Raw genomic sequence first — 25962 nt, forward strand, 5'->3', positions numbered from 1 at the left:
GACTATCGGAGGAGCAATGGGAAAGCAGGAGACGGAGCTGCTCAAGGGAGTGCTCGAGGGTGTCATCCTGGAGCTCCTGCGCGGCAGGGCGTGGCACGGATACGACCTCACCGCCCGCCTGCAGGAGCTCGGCTTCGACGTCGTCGAGGGCACTGTGTACGCCCTGCTCGTGCGCATCGAGCGCAACGGGCTCGTCGACGTCGAAAAGGTCCCCTCCCAGAAGGGTCCGCCGCGCAAGGTGTACACGCTGAACGCGGCAGGGGCCGAACGACTCGACGATTTCTGGACAGCATGGGGCGCCATCGCCGGCCGCCTCGAACACATCCGCAACGGAGGGAACTGACATGGCAGCGAAATGGGTCGAGCTCGTCACGGGCTCGCTGGAGGACAAGAAGGCCTACCGACGGCTGAAGGAGCGCCAGAAGCAGCTGCCGCCGCCGTACCGCGAGACCGCGGACGCCCTGGAACGCTACCTCATGTCGGTCGGCGGGCTCGCGGGCGGAGCTGTGCTGCTCGACATGATGCGCGACCTGCTGGAGCTGATGGAGTCCACCGCCGAGAACCGGTCGCCCGTCAGGGACGTGGTGGGAGACGACCCGGTCGAGTTCATCGAGACGTTCATCACCAGCTACACCGACAGGACGTGGATGGACAAGGAGCGCACGAGACTGCGCGAAGCCATCGATCGCGCCGCGACTCAGGGAGGGACGTCATGACCGCAACCGCACCCGCCATCCGCGTCGACGGCATCGAGAAGTCGTTCAAGGGTCTCGCCGTCCTGCGCGGAGTGAGCTTCGACGTCGCCCCAGGCAGCGTCTTCGCGCTGCTCGGCGCGAACGGCGCGGGGAAGACGACGCTCGTGCGGATCCTCGCGACCCTGTCGCGTGCCGACGCCGGCTCCGCTCAGGTCGCCGGCCTCGACGAGAAGTTCACAGGGCGGGAAGAACCTCGTACTCGGCAGCGCGATCGACGTGGGAGGCGCCGAGTACGTCGACTACCTGCTGCCGGGCATCCTGCTCATCACCGTCGCGTCCGGTGTGGCGTATACGGCGTACCGCCTGTTCCTCCCTCGTCGCACTGACGATCGTGACGGGTGTGGCCGTTCTGATGGGGTTCCGCACGGGTGCGGGGCCGCTGGAGTGGCTCGCGGCCGTCGGCATCCTGGTCCTGTTCACCCTCGCCCTGACGTGGCTCGCCGTGCTGTCGGGCCTCGGCGCGAAGTCGATCGACGGCGCGAGCGCGTTCAGCTACCCGCTGATCTTCCTGCCCTTCCTCAGCTCGGCGTTCGTGCCGACTCAGGGCATGCCTGGCCCCGTGCGATGGTTCGCGGCCTCCCTGCTCGCGCGCCGGCGCTTCGGATAGTCGACCGTCTCCTGCCGGTGTCCAGGGACGCCGAGCAGGAACCTGCCGACTACTCGCCGAGCGAGGCGAGGCGCTCGGCCTCGTCCGCTTCGATGCACGACTCGATCACGGGGGCGAGTGCGCCGTCCATGACGTGGTCGAGATTGTAGGCCTTGTACCCCGTGCGATGGTCGGCGATGCGGTTCTCGGGGAAGTTGTACGTCCGGATGCGCTCCGAGCGATCCATCCCGCGGATCTGGCTCTTGCGCGCGTCCGCCGCTGCGGCCTGCAGCTCCTCCTGCTGCCTGGCGAGCAGTCGCGCGCGCAGCACGCGCATGGCGGCCTCGCGGTTCTGCAGCTGCGATTTCTCGTTCTGCATCGACACGACGATGCCGGTCGGCACGTGGGTGATGCGCACAGCGGAGTCCGTGGTGTTCACCGACTGGCCGCCGGGGCCCGATGACCGGTACACGTCGATCTTGAGGTCGTTCTGACTGATCTCGACCTCATCCGGCTCGTCCACCTCGGGAAAGACGAGCACGCCGGTCGTCGAGGTGTGGATGCGCCCCTGCGACTCGGTGGCGGGCACCCGCTGCACGCGGTGCACCCCGCCCTCGTACTTCAGGTGCGCCCACACGCCGCCAGCCGGGTCGTTGGACGAGCCCTTGAATGCCACCTGCACGTTCTTGTAGCCGCCGAGATCGGAGGGGTCAGACTCGATCATCTCGGTCTTCCACCCCAGTGACGCCGCGTACTGCAGGTACATGCGCAGCAGGTCGGCGGCGAACAGAGCGCTCTCCGCACCGCCCTCCCCCGCCTTGATCTCCATGATCACGTCACGGGCGTCATCCGGATCGCGCGGGATCAGCAGGCGGCGCAGCCGTTCCTGCGCCTCGGCCAGCTGCTCCTCGAGCGCGGGAATCTCTTCGGCGAACACCTCGTCCTCCGTCGCCAGCTCGCGCGCGGCCTCGAGATCCTCCCCCGCGCTGACCCACGTCCGGTGGGCCTGCACGATGCGGTTCAGCTCGGCGTAGCGTCGGTTGACGCGCTTCGCCCGTGCAGGGTCGGCGTGCACCGCCGGGTCGGAGAGCTCCTCCTGGACCCGACGGTGCTCATCGACGAGCGCATCGACCGACTCGAACATCACCGGATGTCGGTGTCGCGGCCGTTGCCGTTCGCCGGAATCGACTTGCGCATCTGCACGAGGAACTCGACGTTCGACTGCGTCTCCCTGAGCTTCTCCAAGATGACGCCGAGCGCGTGCTGCTGGTCCATCCCCGCCAGGGCACGGCGCAGCTGCCAGGTGATCTGCACCTCGTCGTTCGACAGCAGCATCTCCTCGCGGCGGGTCGACGACGCGTTCACGTCGACGGCCGGGAAGATGCGCTTGTCCGCGAGCTGACGCGACAGGCGCAGCTCCATGTTGCCGGTGCCCTTGAACTCCTCGAAGATGACCTCGTCCATCTTGGAGCCGGTCTCCACGAGCGCGGTGGCGAGGATCGTCAGCGAGCCGCCGTTCTCGATGTTGCGCGCCGCGCCGAAGAACTTCTTCGGCGGGTACAGCGCCGCCGCGTCGACGCCGCCGGAGAGCACGCGACCGGATGTCGGGGCCGAGACGTTGTAGGCGCGGCTGAGGCGGGTGATCGAGTCGAGCAGGACGACCACGTCGCGACCCAGCTCGACGAGGCGCTTGGCGCGCTCGATCGCGAGCTCGGCCACCGTGGTGTGGTCCTCAGCAGGACGATCGAACGTCGAGGCGATGACCTCTCCCGACACCGAGCGCTGCATGTCGGTGACCTCTTCGGGGCGCTCGTCCACGAGCACGACCATGAGGTGGGCCTCCGGGTTGTTCTGCGCAATCGCGTTCGCGATCTGCTGCAGCACGATCGTCTTGCCCGCCTTGGGAGGCGCGACGATCAGGCCGCGCTGACCCTTGCCGACCGGCGAGACGAGGTCGATCATCCGCTGCGTCAGCTTCTCGGGCGCCGTCTCCATCCGCAGACGCTCCTGCGGGTAGAGAGGCGTGAGCTTGCCGAACTCGACGCGGTTCGCCGCGTCGTCCGTCGACAGACCGTTGATCGAGTCGACCTTCACGAGCGCGTTGTACTTCTGGCGCCCGTGCTGCTCGCCCTCGCGCGGCTGCTTGATCGAGCCGACGACGGCGTCGCCCTTGCGCAGGTTGTACTTCTTGACCTGGCCGAGCGAGACGTACACGTCCTGCTGACCCGGCAGGTAGCCCGTGGTGCGCACGAATGCGTAGTTGTCGAGCACGTCGAGGATTCCGGCGATCGGAATCAGCACGTCGTCCTCGGTGATCTCCGGCTCGAACTCGTCGCCCTGGCCGCCTCGGCGCTTGTTGCGGCCGCGGCCGCGCGAGGATCCGGCGTCGTTCTGGTCGTTGCCGCCGCCGTTTCGCCCGCCGCGTCCGCTGCCGTTCTGGCCGCCGCTCTGAGCCGGCTTGTCGTCGACTTCGCCTTCGCCGGCGTCCGACTTGTTCTTGTTGCGGTTGCGGTTCCTGTTCCGGCTGCGGCGCCCGCGCCCCGAGCCGTCCTCCGCGTCGTCGCCATCGGCGTCCGGCTTGTCGGAGGACTGCTTGTCACCCGCCTGTTTGTCACCCGACTGCTTGTCGGCTCCCGGCTGCTCGTCCTCACCGCTGCTGTCCGCGTCGGCCGCCGAACGCTGCGGCTTCCTGCCGCGCTTGGGCGCCTCGTCCGACGTGCCCTGAGCGTCGCGCTTTTCGGCCTCGGGGGTCTCATCCACCGGCTTCGCGTCGGCGTTCCCGCCCTGCGCCTGCTCCGCAGCAGGCGCCTCGGCCGTCTCGGCAGGCTTCTCCGCCTCTGCGGCCTTCGTCGTCCGGCGGCGCGGCGCGCGCTTCGGCTTCTCCGCCGGAGCGTCGGCAGCAGCGGCCTCGGGATTCTGCTCCGCAGCCGCCTCCGGCTTCTGCGCCTCGTCCGATGCGACGGCGGCGGTCTTGCGCGTGCGGGTCGCGCGCTTCGGCTTCTCCGCCGGCGCATCCGCTGTCTCTGTGACACCCGCCGGGGTATCGGCGGTCTCGGTCTTGGGGGCCTCGTCGGCCGATGCTGCCTTCGCCGTACGACGGCGCGGCGCCCGCTTGGGCTTCTCGGCCGGGGCGTCTGCGGCTGCTTCCTGCTTCTGCTCAGCCGCGGGCTCGACGCTCGGCGCCTCAGCCGTGGCCGCGTCGCTGCTCTTGGCACGGCGCGGCGCCCGCTTGCGCGGCGCCTTCGCTGGGGCTTCGGCTGCCGACTCGGTCGCGGCGGCGCCAGCGCTTTCGCCTTGAACGTCCGGGTTCTCGGAGATGGACTCCAACATGACTCCTTGATGGGGCGTGGAAATTAGCCACCGCAGGGACTCCCCTCGGGGGAATCGCCGTGCGCGCGCCACGTCGTGCGCCGGTGCTTGTCAGACTGAGGACTGCGTACTGCATCCGAGCAGACAGAAAGGCACCGTGCGGGGCTTCGCAGATTTGCGACGGAGGTCAGATATCGTGCTCGAAGGCACCCTCCGCTGTGCTCCTCACTGTACCACCCTTGAAGTCGACGGCGACGATCAGCGACTCCCACGGGGTGTCCGTCACGGTGTTCGCGACATCGACCGCCTCGAGCCGGCGACCCGGCCCGTCCGCCATCACCAGCACACTCGGCCCCGCCCCTGAGACGACCGCGGCGAACCCCGCCTTGCGCAGCGCTGTGACGAGGCGATGCGTCTCGGGCATCGCGCCTGCGCGGTAGGTCTGGTGCAGTTTGTCGTCGGTCGCCGCCAGCAGCAGTTCGGGGCTCTGCGTCAGCGCCGCGATCAGCAGCGCGGAGCGCGAGAGGTTGAACACCGCATCCTCGCGCGAGACGTGGTCCGGCTGCAGCCCGCGCGCCACCGACGTCGACATCGTGAAGGACGGCACGAACACCAGCGGAGAGACGCCCCGGTGCACGAGCAGCTTCTTGTGCTGCGGCACGCTGTGGTCGACCCAGGCGATCGTGAGCCCTCCGAACAGTGCGGGCGCAACGTTGTCCGGGTGCCCCTCCAAATCGGTCGCCAATCGCAGCAGGTCATCCGCGCTCAGCTCGACGACGCCTGCCAGCAGACCCTTCGCTGCGAGAATGCCCGACACGACAGCCGATCCGGATGACCCCAGCCCTCGGCCGTGCGGGATCTCGTTGTGCGCGATGATGCGCAGCCCAGGCGGCTCTATTCCGAGCTGAGCGTAGACGTGCCAGATCGACCGGGCGACGAGGTTCGATTCATCGCGCGCGATCTCCTCGGCACCGGTGCCGGTCACCTCGATCTCGAGCGCGTCGGAGTCGAGCGCCGTGACGGTCAGCCGGTCGTACACGCTCAGCGCGAGTCCGAGCGTGTCGAAGCCCGGCCCGAGGTTCGCACTCGTTGCCGGAACGCGCACCCAGACGGTGCGCTCGGAGACCGCACTCATGCACGCACCGCTGAGGGACGAAGCGCCATGTCACTCACCCTCTACGCGCAGCACCGACACGACGTCCACGACGACGTCGCTGGCGTTCAGCCGCTCGACAGTCGCCCTGAGAGCCTCTTCGCGCGCTCTGTGCGTCGCCAGCACGATCATCGCTCGGCTGCGCGCGCCGTCGGGCCCCTCTTCGACCTGCGTCTGATCGACCGTCGCGACCGAGACGCCCGCGTCGTTGAAGATGCCGGCGATCTCCTGCAGCACGCCGGGCGCATCTGCGACCTCGAGGCGCACCTGGTAGCGCGTGTAGATGCGCCCCACAGGGGCGACGGGCAGGCTCAGGCGCGGTGACTCGCCGACGCCGACGCCGCCGGCGATGTGTCGCCTCGCCGCGGAGACGACGTCGCCCATCACGGCCGACGCAGTCTCGCGTCCGCCCGCTCCGGCGCCGTAGAACATCAGAGGCCCCGCCGACGCCGCCTCGACGAACACGGCGTTGTTGCCGCCGTGCACGTTGGCCATCGGGTGCTGCCGATCGATCAGCGCGGGGTACACCCGCACCGACACCGAGTCGCCCTCCGGCTCCGTGAGCCGCTCGCACACGGCGAGCAGTTTGACGACATAGCCGGCGTGACGGGCGCCCTCGATCATCTCGTCCGTGATGGACTCGATGCCCTCGCGGTGCACGTCGTCGAGCGAGACCTTCGTGTGGAACGCCAGGCTGGCGAGGATCGCCGCCTTGTGCGCCGCGTCGTAGCCGGCGAGGTCGAGCGTCGGGTCAGCCTCGAGGTAGCCGAGATCGGTCGCCATCCGCTGCGCTTCGGCCGCGGGCATGCCCTCTCGGTCCATCTTGTCGAGGATGAAGTTGGTGCTGCCGTTCAGGATGCCGGAGATGCGGTCGATCCTGTCGCCGGCGAGCGAATCCTTCAGCGGCCGGATGATCGGGATGGCCGCGGCGACGGCCGCCTCGTAGGAGACGGAGGCGCCGACCTGGTCGGCCGCGTCGAAGATCTCCGCGCCGTGCTCGGCGAGCAGCGCCTTGTTGCCCGTGACCACATCGGCTCCGGCTCTCAGCGCCGTGAGGATATGGGTGCGCGCCGGCTCGATGCCGCCCATCAGCTCGATCACGATGTCGCTGCCGACGATCAGGCTCTCGACATCCGTCGTGAGCAGCTCCCGCGGCAGCTCCACGTCGCGGGGCGCGTCGGGGTTGCGCACGGCGATGCCTGCGAGCTCGAGCTGAGCGCCGGTGCGCTCGGCGAGCGCGTCGCCCTGCTGCAGGAGCAGGCTGGCCACCTGGGAGCCCACGGAACCGGCACCCAGCAGCGCAACGCGGAGTCGGCGTTGTTCGTTCATTCTTCTCCCTCTCCGGCAGCCTCGGGGCCTGCCGCTTCGGTCGTGTAGGCGATATCGCGGGCGAGCAGGTCGTCGAGCGTCTCGCCGCGCACCAGCGGCCGCGCCGAACCCTGCCTGACGGCGACGATCGGCGGGCGAGGCGTGTGGTTGTAGTTGCTCGACAGCGCGGCGCAGTACGCACCGGTGACGGGTACGGCCAGCAGATCGCCGGGAGCGACGTCGCTCGGCAGATACTCGTGGTCGACGACGATGTCGCCCGATTCGCAGTGCAGACCGACCACGCGGCTCAGCGCAGGTTCGCCCGCACCGCTGCGCGAGGCGAGGCGAGCGGAGTACTGCGCGCCGTACAGCGCAGGGCGCGCATTGTCGCTCATTCCGCCGTCGACGCTGATGTAGGTGCGCTCCCCGTCGTCGAGCTCGACGACCTTGGTCGTCCCGACCTCGTACAGGCTCACGCCTGACGGCCCGATGATGCTGCGGCCCGGTTCGAAGGCCAGAGCGGGCAGCGCGACGCCGAGCGCGAAGCACTCCTCGGCGACAGCGGCGACGATGTCGCTCGCAAGCTCGGCGATGGGGGTGGGCTCGTCGGCGCGCGTGTAGGCGATGCCGAAGCCGCCGCCGAGATTCATCACCGGCACGTCACCGCCCTCCAGCAGGCGGGCGTGCAGTTGGAGCACCCTGGCCGCCGATTCGCGGAACCCGTCGACGCCGAAGATCTGCGAGCCGATGTGGCAGTGCAGGCCGAGGAAGCGCAGGCCGTCGAGCTCTCTGATGCGTTCGACCGCGCGCTCGGCGTCGGCGAGCGAGAAGCCGAACTTCTGGTCCTCGTGGGCGGTGGCGAGGAACTCGTGGGTGTCGGCGTGCACCCCGCTGCGCACCCGGACGAGCACGTTCTGCACGGCATCGAAGCGGGAGGTGATCTCGCCGAGGCGCTCGATCTCGACGTCGGAGTCGACGATCACCGTGCCGACACCGACCTCGACGGCGCGCACGAGCTCGGAGACCAGCTTGTTGTTGCCGTGGAAGCCGATTCTGTCCGCTGGCACGCCAGCGGCAAGTGCCACCTCGAGCTCGCCGCGGGAGCACACGTCGACGTTCAGCCCGGCCTCGATCATCCAGCGTGCGATCTCGACGCTGAGGAACGCCTTGCCCGCGTAGTACACGCGGGCCTCGGTCCCGTGGGAGGCGGCCGCGCGGGTGAAGGCCCGGTGCGCCTCGGTCGCGCGGGCGCGGGCGTCCTCCTCATCGAGCACCAGCAGCGGCGTGCCGAATCGGGCGCGGAGATCTCCCGCATCGACGCCGCCGAGGTTCAGCTCACCGTCGCCGGTGCGGTGGGCCGTGATGGGCCACACACCTGCGGCGAGGTCGTTCGGATCGTCGGGAACGGCCAGCCACTCTGGCGCGAGGACGGGGGTGCTGTCGGCGGACACGACAACGAGTCTACGGCCAGGGAGTCGGCGCTCCTGCACCCAGGCGTCCCGGCAGCCTTCGGCACCGGATGCCCGGATGTCACTCGCAGTAGCCGCGCGCGCGGAGCGACGGCGTGACGAGGATCTCGCCGTCGACGTCCAGGCTGAGCACCACCTCGTCGCCCGAGACGTCGATGCCGGTGAGCGTTGCGCCTGTCGGCAGCGAACCGGCCACGCACACCGGGATGGGAGCCGACAGCATCGACGCCGCGACGGGTGGGAGCTGTGCGAGCGCCTCCTCACCGATTTCCGCCCCGGCGACTCTGACGGCATCCGGTTCGAGCAGCAGGCCGCCGTCCTCGGCGCTCGGCCGCACGTCGAACGAGAGCGGTACGGCCGCCCCGAGGAACGAGACCTCGGCCGAGAGCGTCACGAAGGGCTCGTCCACCACCACATCGGGGGCCTCGCCGAGCGCCTCCCACTCACCGGCCGCCTGCTCGAACAGAACGTGCACGCCGTCGGCGTCGGTCACGGCGACGAGGTCGATGGATTCCGCTGTGCGGCCCAGTACGCTCACGTCGTGCGCTGTGATCTCGACATCCGCCGATATGCCCTCGAAGCTCGCGTCGACGACCGACACGGTCACCTCGCCGACCGACCCGGTCACGACTTGGGGAAGAAGCAGCCCCGGCACGACGACCTCGGTCGGGCCGTCGACATCGACTCCGGCCTGCATCACCGCCGCGTCGACGGCGCTGGTCAGCACCATCCGGCTGATCCACTCGGCTACGGCGAAGGCGGCGGTGAGCAGCACGAGCACGATGACGAGCGGCAGGATCCAGCGGCCCCGCCGACGCGGAACGTGCGTCTCTGCCTCGCTCAGAACCTCAGAGAGATTCGATCCGGGCACACTCGTTCCGCTCATCGCGTCACATCCGCTCTGGGGCGCCGACGCCCAGCAGACTCAGCCCGTTGCGCAGCACCTGGCCCGTGGCGTCGTTCAGCCACAGGCGCGTACCGTGCACCGGCTCGATCGGCTCATCGCCCCTCGGCGTGACACGGCAGTTGTCGTACCAGCGATGGTAGAGGCCAGCGACCTCTTCGAGGTAGCGCGCGACACGGTGCGGCTGACGCTCCTCGGCGGCGAAGGCCACGATGCGCGGGAACTCCTGCAGCGCTCCCAGCAGCGCCGACTCCGTCTCGTGCGCGAGCATCTCCGGGGCGAAGGTCTCGCGAGTGACGCCGGACTCCGCAGCGTTCCGCCCCACGTTGTGGGTGCGCGCGTGGGCGTACTGCACGTAGAACACCGGGTTGTCGTTGGTGCGCTTGCGCAGCAGATCCGGATCGAGTGAGAGGGGCGAGTCGGCCGGATACCGCTCGAGCGAATAGCGCAGGGCGTCGGTGCCGAGCCAGGCGCGCAGATCGTCGAGCTCGATGATGTTGCCTGCGCGCTTGGAGAGCTTGGCACCGTTGATCGATACGAGCTGGCCGATCAGCACCTCGATGTCGCGCTCGGGATCGTCGCCGGCCGCACCCGCCAGCGCCTTGAGGCGCGCGACGTAGCCGTGATGGTCGGCGCCGAGCAGGTAGATCTTGTGCGCGTATCCGCGGTCTCCCTTGCTCAGGTAGTAGGCGGCGTCGGCCGCGAAGTAGGTGTAGACGCCGTTGCCTCGTCGTATGACGCGGTCCTTGTCGTCGCCGAAGTCGGTTGTGCGCACCCACACCGCTTCGTCGGCGTCGAAGACGTGGCCCTGCTCGCGCAGCCGGTCGACCGCCTGGTCGATCGCGCTGGGCTCGCCGGAATGCAGTTCGCGCTCGGAGTACCAGACGTCGAAGTGCACGTTGAACTCGGCCAGCGACGTCTTGATCTCCTCGAGCTGCAGCCGGTACGCGGCCTCTCGCACCTGTGCGATCGCCTCGAGGCGGGGAAGGCCCCCGACATCCGGGATCTCCGCGCGCACGCGCGCGCCCAGGTCGTCGATGTACTCGCCCTTGTAGCCGTCCTCCGGCGCCGGTTCACCCACGATGGACGCGTACACGGATTCGCCGAAGCGGTCCATCTGGGTGCCCGCGTCGTTGATGTAGTACTCACGGGCGACCTTCGCGCCGCTCGCCTCGAGCAGACGCCCGATCGCATCGCCGAGCGCGGCCCAGCGGGTGTGGCCGATGTGCAGCGGGCCCGTGGGGTTGCCGCTGACGAACTCCAGGTTGATGCTCTGACCGGCCAGCACGTCGGTGCAGCCGTAGCCGGGGCCGGCATCGACGATGGTGCGGGCCAGCTCGCCCGCAGCGGCGGCATCGAGGCGCACATTGATGAAGCCGGGGCCCGCGACCTCGACCGAGGAGATGCCGTCGACGCTCTCGAGGCCGGATGCGAGCTCCTGCGCCAGCTCGCGCGGGTCGGTGCCGAGCCGCTTGGCGAACTTCATCGCCGTGCTTGTCGCCCAGTCGCCGTGGTCACGGTTCTTCGGTCGCTCGACGACGATGTCCGCGGCACTCGCGCCGAGCTCCTCGTCGGGCCGGATCCGCCGGGCTGCGGTGGTGAGAACGTCGTGGATGGCGGCGGCGAGAGCTTCAGGACCCATAGCCAACGATTCTACGGCCGCCCGTGTTGCGATTTCGCTGATCCGGATGAACAGCAGCTCCGATCATCCGGAATCGCGCCGGTCCTGCGCGTTGCTCGCTGCGCGGTTTCGAGTTCGTCACGATTGCATCGAGAGTTTCCTCGTCGTGATGCCGCTGACCTAACGTCGCTCGCATGCGTCTCCGCGTTCCCGTCCGACGTCTCGTGCTCGCCGCCGCCGCGCTCTGCGCCGTCGCCGCGATCGCGGTGACGGCACTCGTGCTGCGTCCTGCACCGAGCGAACCCGTGGCGCAAGCGGAGGGGCCGTACTCAGCAGGCAGCGGCGACGGCGCGCACGTGCTGGTGTTCGGCGACTCGTGGACGTACGGACAGGCGGCCACGGAGCGAGTGCACGGCTACGCGTACCGGCTCGCAGCCATCGGCGGGTGGCGGGTCACGGTCGCAGGCGAACCCGCGAGCGGCTATCTGCGCGCGGGCGTCTGGGGGCGCACCTACCGCGAACGGATCGATCTGCTCGATCCGGCGCTGGATCCCGACCTGGTCGTGGTGCAGGGCTCGATCAACGACAGGCGCCTGGGCGCCGACGGGTACCGGGGCGCAGTCGTGGAGGCGTGGGACGCGCTGGCGGATCGGTTCCCCGACGCGCAGATGCTCGTGCTGGGGCCGGCACCGCAGGTGCTTCCCGTAGAGAAGGCCACGGCGCGCATCGATCGCGATCTCGCAGAGCTCGCGGAGGTGCGCGGCTGGCCGTACGTCTCCCCCATCGCCGATGAGTGGATCACGCCGGACAACTATCTCGACGTGATCGACACCTCTGAGCAGGGCAGCGACCACCCGTCGGATGCCGGCCACCGCTTCCTCGCCGAGCAGGTCGCCGCGGCGGTGCGCCCGCTGCTCGCCCCCGCGACCGTCGAGGCGGTCACGGAGCAGCCTTCGCCTACGATCGGCGGGTAGCAGTCGGAGCTCCGACTGCGGCACGCGCGGGCGGCGCGAGGCACCGAGCGTTCCGGCGATCCTGGTAGGCTCTTCCAGTCCGCCTCCGTAGCTCAGGGGATAGAGCACCGGTTTCCGGTACCGAAGGTCGGGGGTTCGAATCCCTCCGGGGGCACCCAAGGGTCCGCTTCTGCCGCAGAATCACGCGGGAGAAGCGGACCTTCTCTTTTCGCCAATTCGGTCGTGGGGAACATTGGGGGAACATCGCCTCGGCCAGCAAGGTGGCGCCGCTCCCGTGACCACCGAGGATTCGCACGTCGATAGGCTCGCTGCCTGGTCTGGTCCGAGGTCCGCGACCTTGTCTCGATCGCCGATTGCGAGTCCATCGACGACGACCTTGACTACGACGGCTGAACGTCCGCGACCGGCGCTGCCCTGACCCCATGGAGCTTGACCCCGGTTCGCAGCTCAGCGTGCGCCTGTCTGCCACCATCATATGCAACGCGCACACCGACGACCCCGCGGCCCTGATCGTCGAACTCGAGCAGATCGCCGGTGGTCGTGCCGACCTACTCGCCCGCGAAGCAGGTCTATGGGCGGGCGTCTACGAAGACGACCAAGACCGCCAGACACTCGCCGAGGCCCTCGCAGCGCTCCCCGGCGCGGATCGATGGGTGCCGGTAGGGCAAGACCGTAGCGGCGTCCGTCACGGCACTCCGAAGGCGAAGACGACGAATGCCGGAAGTGCGGGTACCGGCTCGAATGGCCGTCCGGTGAGCATCCCGGTGACGATGAAGGGGGCATTGACCTCGACGACTGGCGGTAGATGCGACCAGAGCGCCCTCCGCGTTCAGCAGATCGTCAATCTGCGCGCTCGTACGTGATGGTGGCCCACATGTCCCCTGCCGGTACCGTAAAGCAGGCGCAGAGAACTGAGAGTTGGGATGACGCGGGAACTGACGCCGAACTGCTAGAAGTGCAGTTGCTTCCCGAAGCAAGGGCGCAGGCCGTATTCGTAGCCACCCCGTCGCTCCGTACGTAGATGTTGCCGTTCCCAGCAGTCGAAGCCTGCACGGTAAGGCCGGTCACGGTGATCGGGTATGGAGGAGAGAGCAAGGTGACGTCACTCTCAGTGCCACTGCCACCGACGCCGCTTATCGGTCCGTACCAGTACGTGTCTCCAGGGAAGCCGGTCATGTGGGCGGTGAAGTAGTTCTCGCTGTTACCCGCAGGACCAGCAGGTCCGACGGGACCCGTCGGCCCCTGAGGCCCCTGAGGCCCCTGGACGCCAGGTTCTCCTTGCTCACCCTGCTCGCCCTGAGGCCCCTGCTCACCTTGGGAGCCCTGCTCACCCTGCTCTCCTTGCGCGCCCTCGGCGCCCTGCTCGCCGTGAGGGCCCGGCTCGCCAGCAGTTCCCGCTGCCCCCGCCTCGCCAGTCAGTCCCATCGCCCCGGGAGCACCAGCAGGACCCCGTTGCCCAGCCGACCCATCACTCCCATCCTCGCCATCTTCTCCCGGCTCTCCAGACGCACCTGAAGGTCCGATGCTTCCCGCCGGCCCTGGTTCTCCCACCAGCCCTTCAGGACCCGCCGGACCAGCGGCACACCCAGCGAGAAGCAGAGCAACAACGGTCGATGCACTGGCAAGAACGGTCAATCGTCGACTACCAGTGCGCACGATCGTCTCCTTCAAATTTAAATGGACAAGTCGTCCGGTATCCTAGCAACGGTTCCACGCCCCGCGCGACCCCCAAGCACGTGCCCGATACAGGCGGTACGCCAGACGACGAAGAGCGCCCCTCCCAGCCGAAGCAGTGCCGCGCAATTGAAGCATCCTGGGTCTGATGGAGACTCGCGTTATTTGATCTCGACCAGCAGATTGCGGTCGTTGGGGACAGCAACGACCGCGTTCTCGAACTCGACGGGTGGGAGGTCGCAGAGTTCACCGTGGAGGCGCTGGGTGTTGTGCCAATGCACCCAGTCGAGCGTGTCGAGTTCGAGGTCCTCGACCGTCTTCCACGGCCGGATCGTGCGGGTCCGCGGTGAACTCCCGCTGCACCAGCTCCGGGCGCCTCGCCGACGAAGGATGACGCACCCCGCTTGAGCCCTCGTTCGCCCGGCGAAGCTCTCGACTCTCCTGCTCCGGCTTCCGCACCCGCTGCGCCTCAGCACTGCTCACACCCGAGGCGACACAGTCGTCGATGTCGGCCTGCTTCACCCACATCCGCACCGCGGTGACCTTCTCCTCGCTCGAGTGACGACGCGTCGTCGGCTTCCCCGACACCGGCTCCTTCGGCACAGCTCCATCCTCGCTCCCAAGGTCAGGAGCCTCCAACAGAACCAGGGCGCTTCAACCTCAGTGTGTACTGCTCCGACTCGTACGGCTGCGCACGGCGTCCCATCCTGGTCGCGACCGTGATGCCGTCCGCCGCGATCTCACGCCGTTCCACATGACCCCTCAGATTGTCCGACTCAGCAACATCCTCACTCTCGTCGCTTCCGTGGGCGGAGTCCAACGCCTCCCGCATCACCGAGTTCCCGCAGGTCATCTACGAAGTCTTCGCCGTTCATACTGACGGAAGCATGGACCGTGCCGTACCGTGGAAGGAAGCGATCGGCACTCGCCTTTGGCTTCCCGAACAGGCAGCGCAACGCCTGGCAGACGCAAAGGTATCCCTATCTCCTCCACCGTCGCTGGCGCGACCAGCACACTCGGCCCCATCCGCCAGACCTACGCGCGAAAAGAGGATTTCCCGCCGATCGCGCGGGCATACACTCAGCTCTCCCACGCCGTGCGCGACAGCGGACTGCTCGCGCGCACGCCGTGGTTCTACATCCTCGTCGCGGGTCTGATCGCCCTCGGCTTCGGCGGCGCGATCACCGGGTTCATTCTGCTCGGCGACAGCTGGTTCCAGCTGCTCATCGCCGGCGCGGTCGGCATCCTGTTCACGCAGGTCGCCTTCGTCGCGCATGAGGCAGGCCACCGCCAGGTGTTCACGTCCGGCCCCGCGAACGACCGCCTCGCGCTCGTGCTGGGAACCTTCGTCGGCATGAGCTACTCGTGGTGGGACTCGAAGCACAGCCGTCACCACGCGAACCCGAACCGCGTCGACAAGGATCCTGATATCGAGGTCGACACCATCTCCTTCCTCGACGTCGACGCGGCCGAGGCCCGCGGCATCAGGCGTCTGATCACCCAGCACCAGGGCTGGCTGTTCTTCCCCCTGCTCACGCTGGAGGGGCTGAACCTGCACTTTCTCAGTCTCAAGCACGTGTTCGGCCCTGGCCATGTCAAAAACCGCTGGACCGAGATCACGCTGCTCGCCGTTCGATTCGGGCTCGTCTACACACCGATCTTCATGTTCCTGCCGCTCGGCATGGCGTTCGCCTTCGTCGGCGTGATGCTCGCAGTGTTCGGCGTCTACATGGGTGCCGCCTTCGCCCCGAACCACAAGGGCATGGCCGTGATCGCCCCCGACGCGAAGCTCGACTTCTTCTCCAAGCAGGTCCGCACCTCGCGCAACATCCGCGGCGGCTGGTGGGCGACGTGGCTGATGGGCGGTCTGAACTACCAGATCGAGCACCACCTGTTCCCGAGCATGGCCCGCCCCCACCTCGCCCAGACGCGCGAGATCGTGCGCGAGTTCTGCGAGACGCACCGAGTGCCGTACACAGAGACCTCGCTGCTGCGCTCGTACGCGATCGTGATCGAGTACCTCAACCGCGTCGGCCTCGCCGCTCGCGACCCGTTCGACTGCCCGATGGTCGCGGAGTACCGGCGGGCATAGCACTCCGGACGTTCGGCGCCGCCGGATGACGGTGCCGAACGCGTAGAGCCCGACGGACGCTGGCGGCCAGACCGAATGCACGATGCCGGACGGGCAGCGCCGGATGGCTGATCCCGGATAGGCCGTGGCGGGTGCACGGCGCCGCGTGGGCGACGCCGATCGGCGGCACCCATGAAAGGCGCCGAACGGGCGGTGCCCGATGTACAGTACCCGTCGGCGGCGTCGACTGGGCAGTGCTGGACGGGCGGTGCCGGACGAACGGCAGCGCCGGGCGCAAAGCGCCCGATGTGCGGCGGCGGCACCCGGCGGACCGGCCATCGAATGTCGGAGGCCAGGGATAGTCTGACGGCACGACAAGCGGTGCCGACGCGTACGGCGCACGTGCACAGCACCGAGAATGCATGAGGCGGGCCGCGCGGACGAATGGCACCAGCGGCGATCGTGCGCAGAACAGGCCTTGCAGGGCGTACTTTTAATCTATGGATACTCGGATGAAACTCTTGACTATCGTATCTTTGTTCGATAGAATGAACGCATGGACGACGCCTCGACTGAAGATCGGCTCACGGGTCTGGGCCCCGATGAGCTAACAGAGGCGCGCGAGCACGTCAATCGGATCGACGAGCTGCGTCGAGGGATCGCGCGAGCGGAGGGCGAGATCGCTCAGCGAACCGCCGCGCTCGCCCGGATCGCGCATGCGCAGGGCGAGCGGTCGCACAACTCCGACGACCCCGAGTACGCACGCCGCGCGATGGCGGCAGAGGTCGCGGCCGCCACACGCGTGCACCCGAACACCGCGCGGGCACAGCTCGACGATGCAGAGCGACTCACCGACGGCTTCCCCACCACCCTTCGGGCGCTTCAGGAGGGGCGGATCTCGCGTCAGCACGCCAAGGTGATCGCCGATGCCGGTGCGAACCTCGACAAGGGGGCGCGAGCGTCTCTCGACACGCAAGCAGCAGGCTTCGCCGAAACCCGCACGCCCGGCGAGATGAAGAAGATCGCCAAGCAGCGGGCCGCAGAGCTCGCGCCGCGTTCGCTGCGGCAGCGGCACCTCGACGCCCGTGAACAGCGCCGTGTGTCGGTCACCGACCTCGACGACGGCATGAGCGAACTGTGCGTTCTGATGCCGACCTTCCACGCGCACGCGATCCACGACCGTCTCACCGCCATGGCTCGGCAGATCAACGACGAGCGCCGCCAGGCCCGGAAGCTACTCCGCGAGCGCCACGGCGATGCATCAGAAGACGACTGGGCGGTCACCGGCACGGGTGACACCGACGACGCCGTGCGGGCCAGCGACCGGCGCACATTCGACCAGATCCGCGCCGACCTCGCCGCCGATCTGATCCTCTCCGCCGCGCCCACCGGGCACGCGCTCCACACCATCGGCTCTGACAGCGCTCTGGCGAATGTGACCGCGCAGGTTCAGGTCACCATCCCCGCCAGCATGGTCCTCGACCGCGACCATGGCACCTCATGGAATGAACGCGGCGCTCTCATAGACCCCGATGCCGCCCTCGCCGCCGCTGCACGTACCGCGGGTTGGGACAGGCTGTTCCGCTCCCCCGACACCGGCGAGATCCTCGCCACCGATCGATACCGACCCACCGCCGATCAGCGACGCAGACTCATCGCCCGCGACGCCACGTGCCGTTTCCCCGGCTGCACTGCCCCCGCCCGAGACTGCGATCTCGATCATTCCCGGGAGTATGCCCGCGGCGGGCAGACCAGCCTCGACAACCTCGCCGCGCTCTGCCGCGCCCACCACGTCATGCGGCACCAGTCCGACTGGCGCATCAGGCAGCTCGGCGGGGGCCTGCTCGAATGGACGAGCCCCACCGGCAGGATCTACGTCGACGAGCCGGTCAGCACTGTCGCGTTCCGCGAAGCTCCGCACGCCGATGAGCCCGAGCAGACAGCGACGGCTGACGCTGGTGCAGGCACAGTCGCCGACACCAGCACAGACGCACATGCCGCAGCAACGACGACGCCCGATACCGGCGTCGGAACCGACGCAGGCAGCCGGACAAGCGCCGCCGTCCGCACCGACGCTGACACCGTTGCCGCGGCAGCTGCCGACGCAGCAATCGACGCTGATGCCGGTGCCGCCGCCAACCCCACGCTCACCGCTACAGCGTCTGTCGCCGAAACCCGCGCCGCTACGTCGGTTGTCTGGGCGATCCCCGACGACTCCGACCTGCCGCCGTTCGCCGCCGATGCCCCGGCATCCGATGCAGGTGGAGCTTCAGCACATGCTTCCAGCGTGGACGGCGCAGCAACCGACACGATTCCGCTGGTCGAACTCGCCGCGGCCCTCGACGCCGCCAACACCGAGGTTCCGGCCGCGGTCCTGCGCGGGCGCCCGAACACCGTAGACCTGGCGGCGAGCCTCGACCGCGCCTCGAGCTCCCCGCTCCCGCCGGCGATGATCGAGTTCTCGGCCGCGGAGCGGACGTGGCTCAGCCGCTGTCACGCGATGCTCGGCCGGGCCGGCAGCGACGAGCCGCTCACCGCCGCACGCTCATCCAGAGCGACGTCCGGTGGGCCCCGCGTCGACTTTCGACGCGGGGAGGGGTCGCTCGTGCTGGAGCACGGTGCTCTGGGGGCCAGCCTCACCACCCACGGAAGGTGAATGCTGCCCGTCCCGGACCAGCGCGATCCGAGGACGGGCAGCATTCGCTTCTTTCGGCTACGCCATCTTGCGGCTACGCCTTCTTCCGGCGCAGCGCGACGATGCTGACCGCCAGTGCGACGACGCCGGCCCCGAGGCCCGCACCGCCCAGAACGGTCGGGAGCACGCTGGGCTCGACCTCCGACGCATCCGATGCCTCAGCCGCCCCCTCGTCACCCGATTCCGCGGGGTCGCCATGGCCCGACATGCCGCCGTCCGCCGCCTCATCCGCCGCTTCGATCTCGAGCACCGGCGCCGGCAGCTCGAGGTCGTGCGGGTCCTGCCCGTCCTCGGCGATCTCGTCCCACGCGAGCGAGCCCTCCTCGCAGGTCTGCTCCACAGGGAAGGCGATCGTGCCCGATGCGTCACTCAGCAGTCCCACGTTCAGCACGACCTCGGCGCGCATCTCGTCAGACACCGGCTCATCAGGCGTGAACGTCACCGCCGACGGCCGACCCGCGTCGCCGTCGTTTGCGATCTCGATGTCCCATCCCGCCTGCACGACGGGCTTCACCCCCGAGATTCCCTCGGCCGGCAGCTCGATCTCGATGCTCGTCGTCGGCGACCCGTCGCAGCCGTGGCCGATCGCGAACGCGAGGTTGCGTGTCGTTCCGGCAACCGGTGCCCCGTCGGGCTCCACTGCGATGTGCGCGCTCGCGGCAGCCGGCGCCAGCACCATCCCCGTGACGACCGCGATTCCCGCGGCACCCATGGTCAGCTTCTTCTTCGTCCTGTTCGCGGACATGTTCGTACTCCTCTTTTCCTGCATGCGTCGATGACGGTTCGCCGATTCGGCGGACCCGATGAATCAGACGGCAGGAACAGGTGGCCCCCTCGGGCAGGCGATGCGGTCACCCAGGCACGACCGGAGGACCCGCGACGACACCACGACCGAGAACCGAGGCCGCGTCGGCCATCCGGGGACGACGACGCGCGATAGCGCCCACTCCGACACCCATGCGCGCACCATCAGCACCGCACGTTCGCCGTACGCGAGCATCGCGAAGGTCACCGCGGCGGCAGCCGCGTGGGCCGCGAGCATGGGTGCATCGATCTGCGACGCGGAGCCCGTGCCCGCCAGCAGCTCCCAGGCACCGGCGTGATCGTGATGGTGTCCGCCGATCGCCCCGGTGCCGGAGGCGGGAGCGCCGAGCACGGAGAACGCCCCGTGGAAGATGCCCTGCAGCACCGGCACCGTCACCGCGATGCGCCTCACCCGCGGCCGCCTGCCCATCAGCGCCATCCCTGGGAGCACCAGCAGCACCGCCATCCCGACGATGAGCAGCGGAGCGGGCAGTGCCCCTCCCGCCCAGGAATGCGACAGCGCCGCGACGAAGGTGGCCACGGCCGACGCGGCGCCTCCCCGCAGTGCGAGCAGCTGTCGTGAGGTCATCGGACTACCGAGCGACTCGCCGGTACGTCAGATCCCGGATCTCGCGCCCCTTGGCGATCCCCTTGCGCTCGAACGCCGTCATCACGCGACCCTCGTAGCGCTCGGCCCATTCGCCCTCGAACGCCCGCTCGAACTCGGGCGCGGCGTCCATCACCTCGCGCATCTGCAGCGCATAGTCCTCCCAGTCGGTCGCGAGCCTGAGCAGACCGCCGTCCCGCAGCGCCCGGCCGACCGTCGCGCCGAAACCGTCCTTGATCATCCGGCGCTTGTGGTGGCGCTTCTTGTGCCACGGGTCGGAGAAGAAGATCCACACCTCGTCGGCCGACCCCTCCGGCAGCAGCGTCTCGAGCACTTCGGGCGCGTTGGCCTCGATCACGCGGAGGTTGCGCGCGTCCGCCTTGTCGGCGTCGAGCATCGTGCGCGCGAGTCCTCCGACGTACACCTCGACAGCGAGGAAGTCCTGGTCCGGCCTGGTCGACGCCGCATTCACGATAGCGTGCCCCTGGCCGGAGCCGATCTCGACGATGAGCGGCGCGGTGCGGCCGTACTCCTGCGTCGGCTCGAACACGGCATCCGGATGCACGGAGGTCGAGGCGGCATCGCGCGGCACGTCGAAGCGGTAGAAGCCGCTCAGCTCGCTCCACGCGCGATCCTGCGCCTCGCTCATGCGGCCGCCGCGGCGCACGAACGACACGGGCTGGTCACGGTAGCGGGGCGCTTCGGTACTCACCCGACCAGGCTACGCGAGCAGCCTGGGACGTGCGCACGCGTCAGCGGTGTCAGGCGGCGGGTGCCGTCACGAAGTCGATGAGCTCCTCTACCCTGCCGAGCAGCTCGGGCTCGACGTCGCGGAAGGTCGTCACGCGCGAGAGGATGTGCTGCCACGCACGCGCGAGGTCCGCCTGATCCTCCGCCGGCCATCCGAGCCCGCGGCAGATGCCCGTCTTCCAGTCGATGCCCCTCGGTACGACGGGCCACGCGCGGATGCCGAGCGATGCCGGCTTGACGCACTGCCACACGTCGACGAACGGGTGCCCGACGATCCTCATGTGTCTGCCGTGCGGCCCTCGCTCGATCGCCTGCGCGACGCGCTGCTCCTTCGATCCGGGCACGAGATGGTCGACCAGCACGCCGTAGCGACGCTCCCGTGACGGCGGTTCCGCCGCGAGCAGGTCGTCGAGCAGATCGACGCCCTCGAGGAACTCGACTGCCACGCCCTCCGCACGCAGGTCGGCGCCCCACACCTTCTCGACGAGCTGCGCGTCGTGCTTCCCCTCGACGAGGATGCGGCTGGGCAGGGCGACGCGCGCCCGCTGGTCGTCCGCCGCGAACGAGCCGGACGCCGTGCGCTGTCGGCCCTGCGGCTTCACCACGGCGCGCACGAGGTGCACCGGCTCTCCGTCGATCAGGAATCCGGAGCCCATCGGGAACAGCCTGCGCCTGCCCTTGAAATCCTCCAGCTCGACGTGCGGGCCGTCGATTCTGGTGACGGCGCCGCAGAAGCCGTCCATCGCCACCTCGACCACGAGATCGAGTTCGGCCGGCACACGCTGCACCGTCTTCTTTCGTCGGTCACGCCATCCTGCCGCGAGCACATCCGTGCCGTACCTGTCCTCCATTCCGTCAAGGGTATGCACCGGATGTCGTTCCGCTTGCGCGACACGAGGTCGAAAGCACGACCGGGACGTGCCGGACGGGGAGAGCTGCCAGCATGCCGCTTTCCGGAGAACCGCTGACATCAATAGGATTGATGTCATGGTGTCGCGCTTTCCCGCGGCGCCGACACCGCAACGGGGAGGCACGATGCGCAATCGGTTCGCGATCATCACAGGGTTGGCCGCGGCCGCGCTCGGAGTGCTGGTCGCCGCTCCCGCCCATGCAGCGGATCCGGTGGACTTCGGATCGAGTGCAAGCCACGTGTACGACGAGACCTCGGCCGGAGTACTGACCCCGGCGGAGCAGAACGATGTCGAGGACGCGCTCGACCAGTTGGCCGACGACAGCGACGTGTCGCTGTGGGTGGTCTACGTCGACACCTTCGACAACCCGGGCGATGCTGTGCAGTGGAGCCAGCAGACCGCAGATCTGAACGGGTTCGGTTCGAACAACTACCTGTTGTCGGTAGCCGTCGAGCAGCGCAACTACGCTTTGACGACACCGCCCACGAACTCGATCACCGAAGCGCAGGGCGGCAACATCCTCGCCGCCATCGAGCAGGAGCTCGGCGGGGATCAGTGGGCTGGGGCTGCAATTGCCGCCGCCGATGCGTTCGCCGACGCGCGTGCCGGCGGCGACGGAAGCACCTCCAACGGCGACAGCTCCGGCGGCGGCCTGTTCACGGTCGTGATGGTCGTCGTCATCGGCGGTGCCGTGGTCTTCCTCATCGTCTGGGCGGTCAGGCGGTCGAAGAAGGGCACGCAGAAGCAGGTCGCCGCGCAGCGCCCCCGCGACCCGTACGAGGGTGTGAGCACCGAGGAGCTGCAGTCGCGCGCCGCATCCGCGTTGATCGAGACCGACGACCGGATCCGCACCGCCGGTCAGGAGCTCGGGTTCGCGGAGGCCGAGTTCGGCGAGGGCGCCGTCGACGAGTTCCGCGAGGCGATCTCGGCGGCGAAGACGCACCTCGGTTCGGCCTTCGAAGCCTCGCGCGCCCTCGAAGCGAGCGAGAAGCCGTCGGACGACGATGCGAGGGCCGCGCACGCCGCAGTGCTGCAGCACTGCGAGTCAGCGCACGCCGTGCTCGACGAGAAGGGCGAGGCGTTCGAGGAGCTGCGCACGATCGCCGAGGACGTTCCGGCGGCCATCGAGTCGGTCCGCGCGCAGGCACAGGCCGTGCGGGGCGCCGACGAGCGGATCGCCGAGGCGGTCTCCCGCCTTCAGCAGACATACGGGCCGGAAGCGCTGGAGAGCATCGTCGACAACGCTGAGCAGGCGGAGGAGCTGCTGGCCCTGGCAGACGACCAGCTCGCGGAGGCGCAGCAGCTCGTCGCATCAGGCGACACGGGCGAGGCCGCGGCCGCCGTGCACACCGCCGAAAGCGCAGCGGATCAGGCCGCGCAGCTGGAGCGGTCCGTGAGGACGCTCGCAGAGACCCTGCAGAACGCGGAGCGGCAGGCCACCTTGCTGATCGCAGAGCTCGAGGCCGACCTCGTGCGCGCCCGCACGACCGGAACCGCTCAGGCTGCCGGAGCGATCACCGCCACGGAACAGGCCGTACGTACGGCTCAGGCCAACCTTGCCGGCACCGGCAAGCTCCCCCGCATCATGCTCGAGCAGCTGCAGCAGGCGAATCAGCAGATCGACACGGTCATCCAGAACGCGCAGCGGGCGCGGCACGTGCTCGATCAGACGCTGATGCAGGCCCGCGCCACCGTCGACAGCGTCGAGGACTTCATCTCTCAGCGCCGTGGCGCGATCGGCGCTGATGCCCGCACCAGACTCGCCGAGGCGCAGTCCGACCTGTCCCGCGCCGAGAGCATGCGAGAAGTCGATGCCGCCCAAGCACTGCCGCTCGCGCAGCGCGCACTGCAGCTCGCACAGGATGCGCTGCGGCGGGCGAAGAACGACGTCTCCGGCTTCGGAAGCGGGTACGGCGGAGGACGCTACGGCGGTCGGCGCGGCGGCGTCGACATCGGCAGCGCCGTTCTCGGCGGTGTGATCGGCGGCCTGCTCGGTGGAGGAGGCGGACGCCGGAGCGGCGGATTCGGCGGCGGAGGATTCGGAGGCGGCTTCGGAGGCGGCGGCGGAAGCTTCGGAGGCGGCGGCGGATTCGGCGGGGGCGGCGGCAGGTTCTGATGCCCGCGCACCTTCGCACTGAGCAGATGCATAGCCCACGGCTAGAAAGCGTTCTCGCATCGGACACTCTGACCAGATAGCTTCATACCCACCTAAGAAGGGAAACCACATGAGCAAGCAGTCGATCTTCGGTCGCATCTCCACACTGATCAGGGCGAACGTCAACGCCATGATCGACCAGGCGGAGGATCCGGAGAAGATGCTGGATCAGCTGATCCGCGACTTCACGAACAACATCGCCGACGCCGAGGCCGCGATCGCAGAGACCATCGGCAATCTGCGCCTGCTCGAGCGCGACCACGCCGAGGACATCCAGACGGCGAAGGAATGGGGCAACAAGGCCATCGCCGCCAGTCGCAAGGCCGACGAGATGCGCGCCTCGGGGGACACCGCCGGCGCAGACAAGTTCGACAACCTCGCGAAGATCGCTCTGCAGCGTCAGATCTCCGAGGAGAAGGACGCGAAGGACGCCGAGCCCCAGATCGCCTCGCAGACCGAGACGGTCGAGAAGCTCAAGGCCGGGCTGACCGGCATGAAGCAGAAGCTCGTCGACCTGAAGACGAAGCGCGACCAGCTCGTCGCCCGCGCCAAGACCGCCGAGGCCCAGAACAAGGTCCATGACGCCGTCAAGTCCATCAACGTGATGGACCCGACCAGCGACCTCGGCCGCTTCGAGGAGAAGGTGCGCCGCCAGGAGGCGCTCGCAACCGGCAAGGCGGAGATCGCCGCGTCCTCCCTCGACTCGCAGTTCGAAGCGCTCGACGACATGGGCGAGCTCACCGAGGTCGAGGCGCGCCTCGCCGCGCTCAAGACCGGCCAGGGAGAGCTCGCCTCCTAGCGACGCGCGCACTCCCCGCGAGGCGCAGACCGGACTCGCTCCGGCTTGCGCCTCGCGTGTTTCTGGCGACTGAAGACGTCACGGGGCAGAATGAGGACATGAGCCGGTTCGTCGTGGTGCCCCAGTGGCAGGGGTCGGCCTCTTCCCGTGCGATGGCGCTGATCGACGGCGCGGAAGCCATCGCTGGTGATCTGCCCAGCACCGCGTGCTCGCGTGTCGACGTGCCGCTGGAAGCCGGTGAGGCCATCGGCACCGGTGTGCACAGAGCCAGTTCGCTGATGCGGATCAGAACCTCGATCTCTGAGGCCGTCGCCGCTGCGGATCCCCCGGCCATCGTCGTCGGCGGCGACGCGACGGTGACCGTCGGCGCGCTCGATGCCCTCACCTCAGGCGGCGCCGACATCGCCGTCGTCTGGTTCTCGGCGCACGCCGCGCTGCATTCCCCGGAGACCAGCAGGGACGGCTCCTTCGAGGGAATGGCACTGCGTGCGGTGACGGGAGGCTTCGGCGGCGGACTCGCCTTCGCGCGCGGGCGGATCGACCCGGCCCGCATCGTCCTCGCAGGTGCTCGCGAGTACGACGACGCCGAGGCAGAGCTGCTCGAGTCCGGCGGGATGACCTCCGTATCGGTCGACGAGCTCACCAGCCGTCCCACAGCGATCGCCGAAGCACTCGCTCCCCGTGGCGCAGAGCGCCTGTTCCTGCACATCTCGCTCGACGTGCTCGACCCGAGCGAGATCGGGGGCGTCTCTTCGTCCGTCCCCTTCGGCCTCGCCTCGCAGACGCTCATCGACGCGATCAGCGCTCTGCGCGCCAGGTTCGAGCTCGTCGGCGCGACGATCTCCGGGTTCGCGCCGTCGACCCCCGCAGCCGCCGTCGACGACATGGGCACGATCCTGCGACTCGTCTCCGCGCTGACGAAGTCGCAGCAGGGCACGCGATGAGGCTCTGGTTCCCCCGCGACGCCCCGCCTGCCGACTGGCACGAGATCGCCGAGCTGCGCGCGGAGCACGGCCGCGAACTCGACAGGCACATCCCGCCGTTCCTGCTCGACTCACCTGTCAGTCGCACCGGGTGCTGGATCGCCACCGCATTCGGATTCGCCTGGGGCACGCTGTGGAGCATCGGCCGGGTCGAGCGCAGCGGCGAGCTGTTCGTCTTCCGCGGCATGCCGCGGTTCACCCACGCACGGGGAGGCGTCTGCGTCGGGCGGTGCTTCCTCACACATCGCGCGAGCGAACCAGCCCGTGTGCGCGACCACGAGCGCGTGCACCTGCGCCAGTGGCGGCGCTACGGTCTGCTCATGCCCGTGCTCTATCTGCTGGCGGGGCGCGACCCGCTGCGCAATCGCTTCGAGATCGACGCCGGCCTCGCAGACGGCGGCTACATCACCGAGTGAGCGGTACGATGGAGCGCC

At 68.9% G+C, this 25962-nt stretch carries 24 protein-coding genes and 1 tRNA gene; 13 read left to right on the forward strand and 12 right to left on the reverse strand.

The window, feature by feature from the left end:
• Positions 1 to 16: 16 nt before the first annotated feature.
• The 4 genes from DZG09_RS13260 to DZG09_RS17110 are packed head-to-tail and all read left to right on the forward strand — an operon-like array spanning position 17 to position 1362.
• Positions 17 to 343, forward strand: coding sequence for a PadR family transcriptional regulator (locus tag DZG09_RS13260; protein ID WP_119698225.1), 327 nt, complete (start codon positions 17 to 19; stop codon positions 341 to 343).
• 1 nt (position 344) lies between these two features.
• Positions 345 to 716 (forward strand): DUF1048 domain-containing protein, encoded by a 372-nt coding sequence (locus DZG09_RS13265; RefSeq protein WP_119698226.1) that lies wholly within the window; start codon positions 345 to 347, stop codon positions 714 to 716.
• Positions 713 to 1081, forward strand: coding sequence for an ATP-binding cassette domain-containing protein (locus tag DZG09_RS17105; protein ID WP_420845905.1), 369 nt, complete (start codon positions 713 to 715; stop codon positions 1079 to 1081). The genes DZG09_RS13265 and DZG09_RS17105 overlap by 4 nt, the downstream gene beginning before the upstream one ends.
• A 14-nt stretch (positions 1082 to 1095) precedes the next feature.
• Positions 1096 to 1362 (forward strand): hypothetical protein, encoded by a 267-nt coding sequence (locus DZG09_RS17110; RefSeq protein ID WP_420845906.1) that lies wholly within the window; start codon positions 1096 to 1098, stop codon positions 1360 to 1362.
• A gap of 49 nt (positions 1363 to 1411) precedes the next feature.
• Here DZG09_RS17110 and prfA read toward each other — a convergent pair whose 3' ends face one another.
• From prfA to DZG09_RS13305, 7 genes are all read right to left on the reverse strand, one after another.
• Positions 1412 to 2485: a peptide chain release factor 1 gene (prfA, locus tag DZG09_RS13280; protein ID WP_119698227.1), complete on the reverse strand. Its 1074-nt coding sequence runs from the start codon at positions 2483 to 2485 to the stop codon at positions 1412 to 1414.
• Positions 2485 to 4671 (reverse strand): transcription termination factor Rho, encoded by a 2187-nt coding sequence (gene rho, locus DZG09_RS13285; RefSeq protein WP_119698228.1) that lies wholly within the window; start codon positions 4669 to 4671, stop codon positions 2485 to 2487. The genes prfA and rho overlap by 1 nt, the downstream gene beginning before the upstream one ends.
• 166 nt (positions 4672 to 4837) lie before the next feature.
• Positions 4838 to 5785, reverse strand: coding sequence for a homoserine kinase (gene thrB / locus DZG09_RS13290; RefSeq protein ID WP_119698229.1), 948 nt, complete (start codon positions 5783 to 5785; stop codon positions 4838 to 4840).
• A gap of 30 nt (positions 5786 to 5815) precedes the next feature.
• Positions 5816 to 7132: a homoserine dehydrogenase gene (locus tag DZG09_RS13295; RefSeq protein ID WP_119698230.1), complete on the reverse strand. Its 1317-nt coding sequence runs from the start codon at positions 7130 to 7132 to the stop codon at positions 5816 to 5818.
• Positions 7129 to 8562: a diaminopimelate decarboxylase gene (lysA, locus tag DZG09_RS13300; RefSeq protein ID WP_240424035.1), complete on the reverse strand. Its 1434-nt coding sequence runs from the start codon at positions 8560 to 8562 to the stop codon at positions 7129 to 7131. Before lysA ends, DZG09_RS13295 begins: the two co-directional genes overlap by 4 nt.
• 79 nt (positions 8563 to 8641) lie before the next feature.
• Positions 8642 to 9466 (reverse strand): LmeA family phospholipid-binding protein, encoded by an 825-nt coding sequence (locus DZG09_RS16920; RefSeq protein ID WP_240424036.1) that lies wholly within the window; start codon positions 9464 to 9466, stop codon positions 8642 to 8644.
• Between the two features lie 4 nt (positions 9467 to 9470).
• Entirely contained in the window at positions 9471 to 11126 is a 1656-nt protein-coding gene (locus DZG09_RS13305) for an arginine--tRNA ligase (protein WP_119698232.1), read from the reverse strand.
• 173 nt (positions 11127 to 11299) lie between these two features.
• Here DZG09_RS13305 and DZG09_RS13310 point away from each other — a divergent pair, with 173 nt between their 5' ends.
• The 3 genes from DZG09_RS13310 (at position 11300) to DZG09_RS13320 (ending at position 12942) form a co-directional block, all read left to right on the forward strand.
• On the forward strand, positions 11300 to 12079 hold the full coding sequence (locus DZG09_RS13310) for an SGNH/GDSL hydrolase family protein (RefSeq protein WP_162893316.1): 780 nt from the start codon (positions 11300 to 11302) through the stop codon (positions 12077 to 12079).
• Between the two features lie 81 nt (positions 12080 to 12160).
• Positions 12161 to 12233: transfer RNA gene (locus DZG09_RS13315), tRNA-Arg, on the forward strand.
• Positions 12234 to 12501: 268 nt separating this feature from the next.
• The gene (locus tag DZG09_RS13320) at positions 12502 to 12942 is read left to right on the forward strand and encodes a hypothetical protein (RefSeq protein ID WP_119698233.1); all 441 of its coding nucleotides are present in this window, start codon (positions 12502 to 12504) and stop codon (positions 12940 to 12942) included.
• 972 nt (positions 12943 to 13914) lie between these two features.
• Here the strand turns inward: DZG09_RS13320 and DZG09_RS13335 are convergent.
• Positions 13915 to 14229, reverse strand: a complete 315-nt coding sequence (locus DZG09_RS13335) for an IS3 family transposase (protein ID WP_420845907.1) — start codon at positions 14227 to 14229, stop codon at positions 13915 to 13917.
• Positions 14230 to 14729: 500 nt separating this feature from the next.
• Between DZG09_RS13335 and DZG09_RS13345 the strand changes: the two genes are divergently transcribed.
• Both DZG09_RS13345 and DZG09_RS13350 read left to right on the forward strand, forming a co-directional pair.
• The gene (locus DZG09_RS13345; protein WP_119698316.1) at positions 14730 to 15845 is read left to right on the forward strand and encodes a fatty acid desaturase family protein; all 1116 of its coding nucleotides are present in this window, start codon (positions 14730 to 14732) and stop codon (positions 15843 to 15845) included.
• Positions 15846 to 16380: 535 nt separating this feature from the next.
• On the forward strand, positions 16381 to 18480 hold the full coding sequence (locus tag DZG09_RS13350) for an HNH endonuclease signature motif containing protein (RefSeq protein WP_119698236.1): 2100 nt from the start codon (positions 16381 to 16383) through the stop codon (positions 18478 to 18480).
• A 73-nt stretch (positions 18481 to 18553) separates the two neighbouring features.
• Here the strand turns inward: DZG09_RS13350 and DZG09_RS13355 are convergent, their stop codons facing one another.
• The 4 genes from DZG09_RS13355 to DZG09_RS13370 all read right to left on the reverse strand — a co-directional run bounded on the left by DZG09_RS13355 (position 18554) and on the right by DZG09_RS13370 (position 21531).
• Positions 18554 to 19264: a YcnI family copper-binding membrane protein gene (locus DZG09_RS13355; RefSeq protein WP_162893317.1), complete on the reverse strand. Its 711-nt coding sequence runs from the start codon at positions 19262 to 19264 to the stop codon at positions 18554 to 18556.
• Positions 19265 to 19327: 63 nt separating this feature from the next.
• Positions 19328 to 19912, reverse strand: coding sequence for a hypothetical protein (locus DZG09_RS13360; protein WP_119698238.1), 585 nt, complete (start codon positions 19910 to 19912; stop codon positions 19328 to 19330).
• A 4-nt stretch (positions 19913 to 19916) separates the two neighbouring features.
• Complete coding sequence (gene trmB / locus DZG09_RS13365) at positions 19917 to 20579, reverse strand: tRNA (guanosine(46)-N7)-methyltransferase TrmB (RefSeq protein ID WP_119698317.1); 663 nt, start codon at positions 20577 to 20579, stop codon at positions 19917 to 19919.
• Positions 20580 to 20691: 112 nt separating this feature from the next.
• Entirely contained in the window at positions 20692 to 21531 is an 840-nt protein-coding gene (locus DZG09_RS13370; RefSeq protein ID WP_119698239.1) for a DUF3097 domain-containing protein, read from the reverse strand.
• A gap of 136 nt (positions 21532 to 21667) precedes the next feature.
• Here DZG09_RS13370 and DZG09_RS13375 point away from each other — a divergent pair, with 136 nt between their 5' ends.
• From DZG09_RS13375 to DZG09_RS13390, 4 genes are all read left to right on the forward strand, one after another.
• Positions 21668 to 23707 (forward strand): TPM domain-containing protein, encoded by a 2040-nt coding sequence (locus DZG09_RS13375; protein ID WP_119698240.1) that lies wholly within the window; start codon positions 21668 to 21670, stop codon positions 23705 to 23707.
• 109 nt (positions 23708 to 23816) lie between these two features.
• A complete protein-coding gene (locus tag DZG09_RS13380; RefSeq protein ID WP_119698241.1) occupies positions 23817 to 24545 on the forward strand; it encodes a PspA/IM30 family protein in 729 nt (242 codons plus the stop codon).
• A 98-nt stretch (positions 24546 to 24643) separates the two neighbouring features.
• On the forward strand, positions 24644 to 25489 hold the full coding sequence (locus DZG09_RS13385) for an arginase family protein (protein WP_119698242.1): 846 nt from the start codon (positions 24644 to 24646) through the stop codon (positions 25487 to 25489).
• Positions 25486 to 25944: a Fe-S oxidoreductase gene (locus DZG09_RS13390; protein WP_240424037.1), complete on the forward strand. Its 459-nt coding sequence runs from the start codon at positions 25486 to 25488 to the stop codon at positions 25942 to 25944. The genes DZG09_RS13385 and DZG09_RS13390 overlap by 4 nt, the downstream gene beginning before the upstream one ends.
• The last annotated feature ends 18 nt before the right edge of the window (positions 25945 to 25962 follow it).

The organism is Microbacterium halotolerans (assembly GCF_003569805.1).
In the GTDB taxonomy this organism is placed as follows: Bacteria; Actinomycetota; Actinomycetes; order Actinomycetales; family Microbacteriaceae; genus Microbacterium; species Microbacterium halotolerans.

What these genes read in the sequence shown, in the direction of transcription:
- DZG09_RS13260 (WP_119698225.1), top strand. Translation starts at nt 17, where the DNA reads ATGGGAAAGCAGGAGACGGAGCTGCTCAAGGGAGTGCTCGAGGGTGTC.
- DZG09_RS13265 (WP_119698226.1), top strand. Translation starts at nt 345, where the DNA reads ATGGCAGCGAAATGGGTCGAGCTCGTCACGGGCTCGCTGGAGGACAAG.
- DZG09_RS17105 (WP_420845905.1), top strand. Translation starts at nt 713, where the DNA reads ATGACCGCAACCGCACCCGCCATCCGCGTCGACGGCATCGAGAAGTCG.
- prfA (WP_119698227.1), bottom strand. Translation starts at nt 2,485, where the DNA reads ATGTTCGAGTCGGTCGATGCGCTCGTCGATGAGCACCGTCGGGTCCAG.
- rho (WP_119698228.1), bottom strand. Translation starts at nt 4,671, where the DNA reads ATGTTGGAGTCCATCTCCGAGAACCCGGACGTTCAAGGCGAAAGCGCT.
- thrB (WP_119698229.1), bottom strand. Translation starts at nt 5,785, where the DNA reads ATGAGTGCGGTCTCCGAGCGCACCGTCTGGGTGCGCGTTCCGGCAACG.
- DZG09_RS13295 (WP_119698230.1), bottom strand. Translation starts at nt 7,132, where the DNA reads ATGAACGAACAACGCCGACTCCGCGTTGCGCTGCTGGGTGCCGGTTCC.
- DZG09_RS16920 (WP_240424036.1), bottom strand. Translation starts at nt 9,466, where the DNA reads ATGAGCGGAACGAGTGTGCCCGGATCGAATCTCTCTGAGGTTCTGAGC.
- DZG09_RS13305 (WP_119698232.1), bottom strand. Translation starts at nt 11,126, where the DNA reads ATGGGTCCTGAAGCTCTCGCCGCCGCCATCCACGACGTTCTCACCACC.
- DZG09_RS13310 (WP_162893316.1), top strand. Translation starts at nt 11,300, where the DNA reads ATGCGTCTCCGCGTTCCCGTCCGACGTCTCGTGCTCGCCGCCGCCGCG.
- DZG09_RS13320 (WP_119698233.1), top strand. Translation starts at nt 12,502, where the DNA reads ATGGAGCTTGACCCCGGTTCGCAGCTCAGCGTGCGCCTGTCTGCCACC.
- DZG09_RS13350 (WP_119698236.1), top strand. Translation starts at nt 16,381, where the DNA reads ATGGACGACGCCTCGACTGAAGATCGGCTCACGGGTCTGGGCCCCGAT.
- DZG09_RS13355 (WP_162893317.1), bottom strand. Translation starts at nt 19,264, where the DNA reads ATGTCCGCGAACAGGACGAAGAAGAAGCTGACCATGGGTGCCGCGGGA.
- DZG09_RS13360 (WP_119698238.1), bottom strand. Translation starts at nt 19,912, where the DNA reads ATGACCTCACGACAGCTGCTCGCACTGCGGGGAGGCGCCGCGTCGGCC.
- trmB (WP_119698317.1), bottom strand. Translation starts at nt 20,579, where the DNA reads ATGAGCGAGGCGCAGGATCGCGCGTGGAGCGAGCTGAGCGGCTTCTAC.
- DZG09_RS13370 (WP_119698239.1), bottom strand. Translation starts at nt 21,531, where the DNA reads ATGGAGGACAGGTACGGCACGGATGTGCTCGCGGCAGGATGGCGTGAC.
- DZG09_RS13375 (WP_119698240.1), top strand. Translation starts at nt 21,668, where the DNA reads ATGGTGTCGCGCTTTCCCGCGGCGCCGACACCGCAACGGGGAGGCACG.
- DZG09_RS13380 (WP_119698241.1), top strand. Translation starts at nt 23,817, where the DNA reads ATGAGCAAGCAGTCGATCTTCGGTCGCATCTCCACACTGATCAGGGCG.
- DZG09_RS13385 (WP_119698242.1), top strand. Translation starts at nt 24,644, where the DNA reads ATGAGCCGGTTCGTCGTGGTGCCCCAGTGGCAGGGGTCGGCCTCTTCC.
- DZG09_RS13390 (WP_240424037.1), top strand. Translation starts at nt 25,486, where the DNA reads ATGAGGCTCTGGTTCCCCCGCGACGCCCCGCCTGCCGACTGGCACGAG.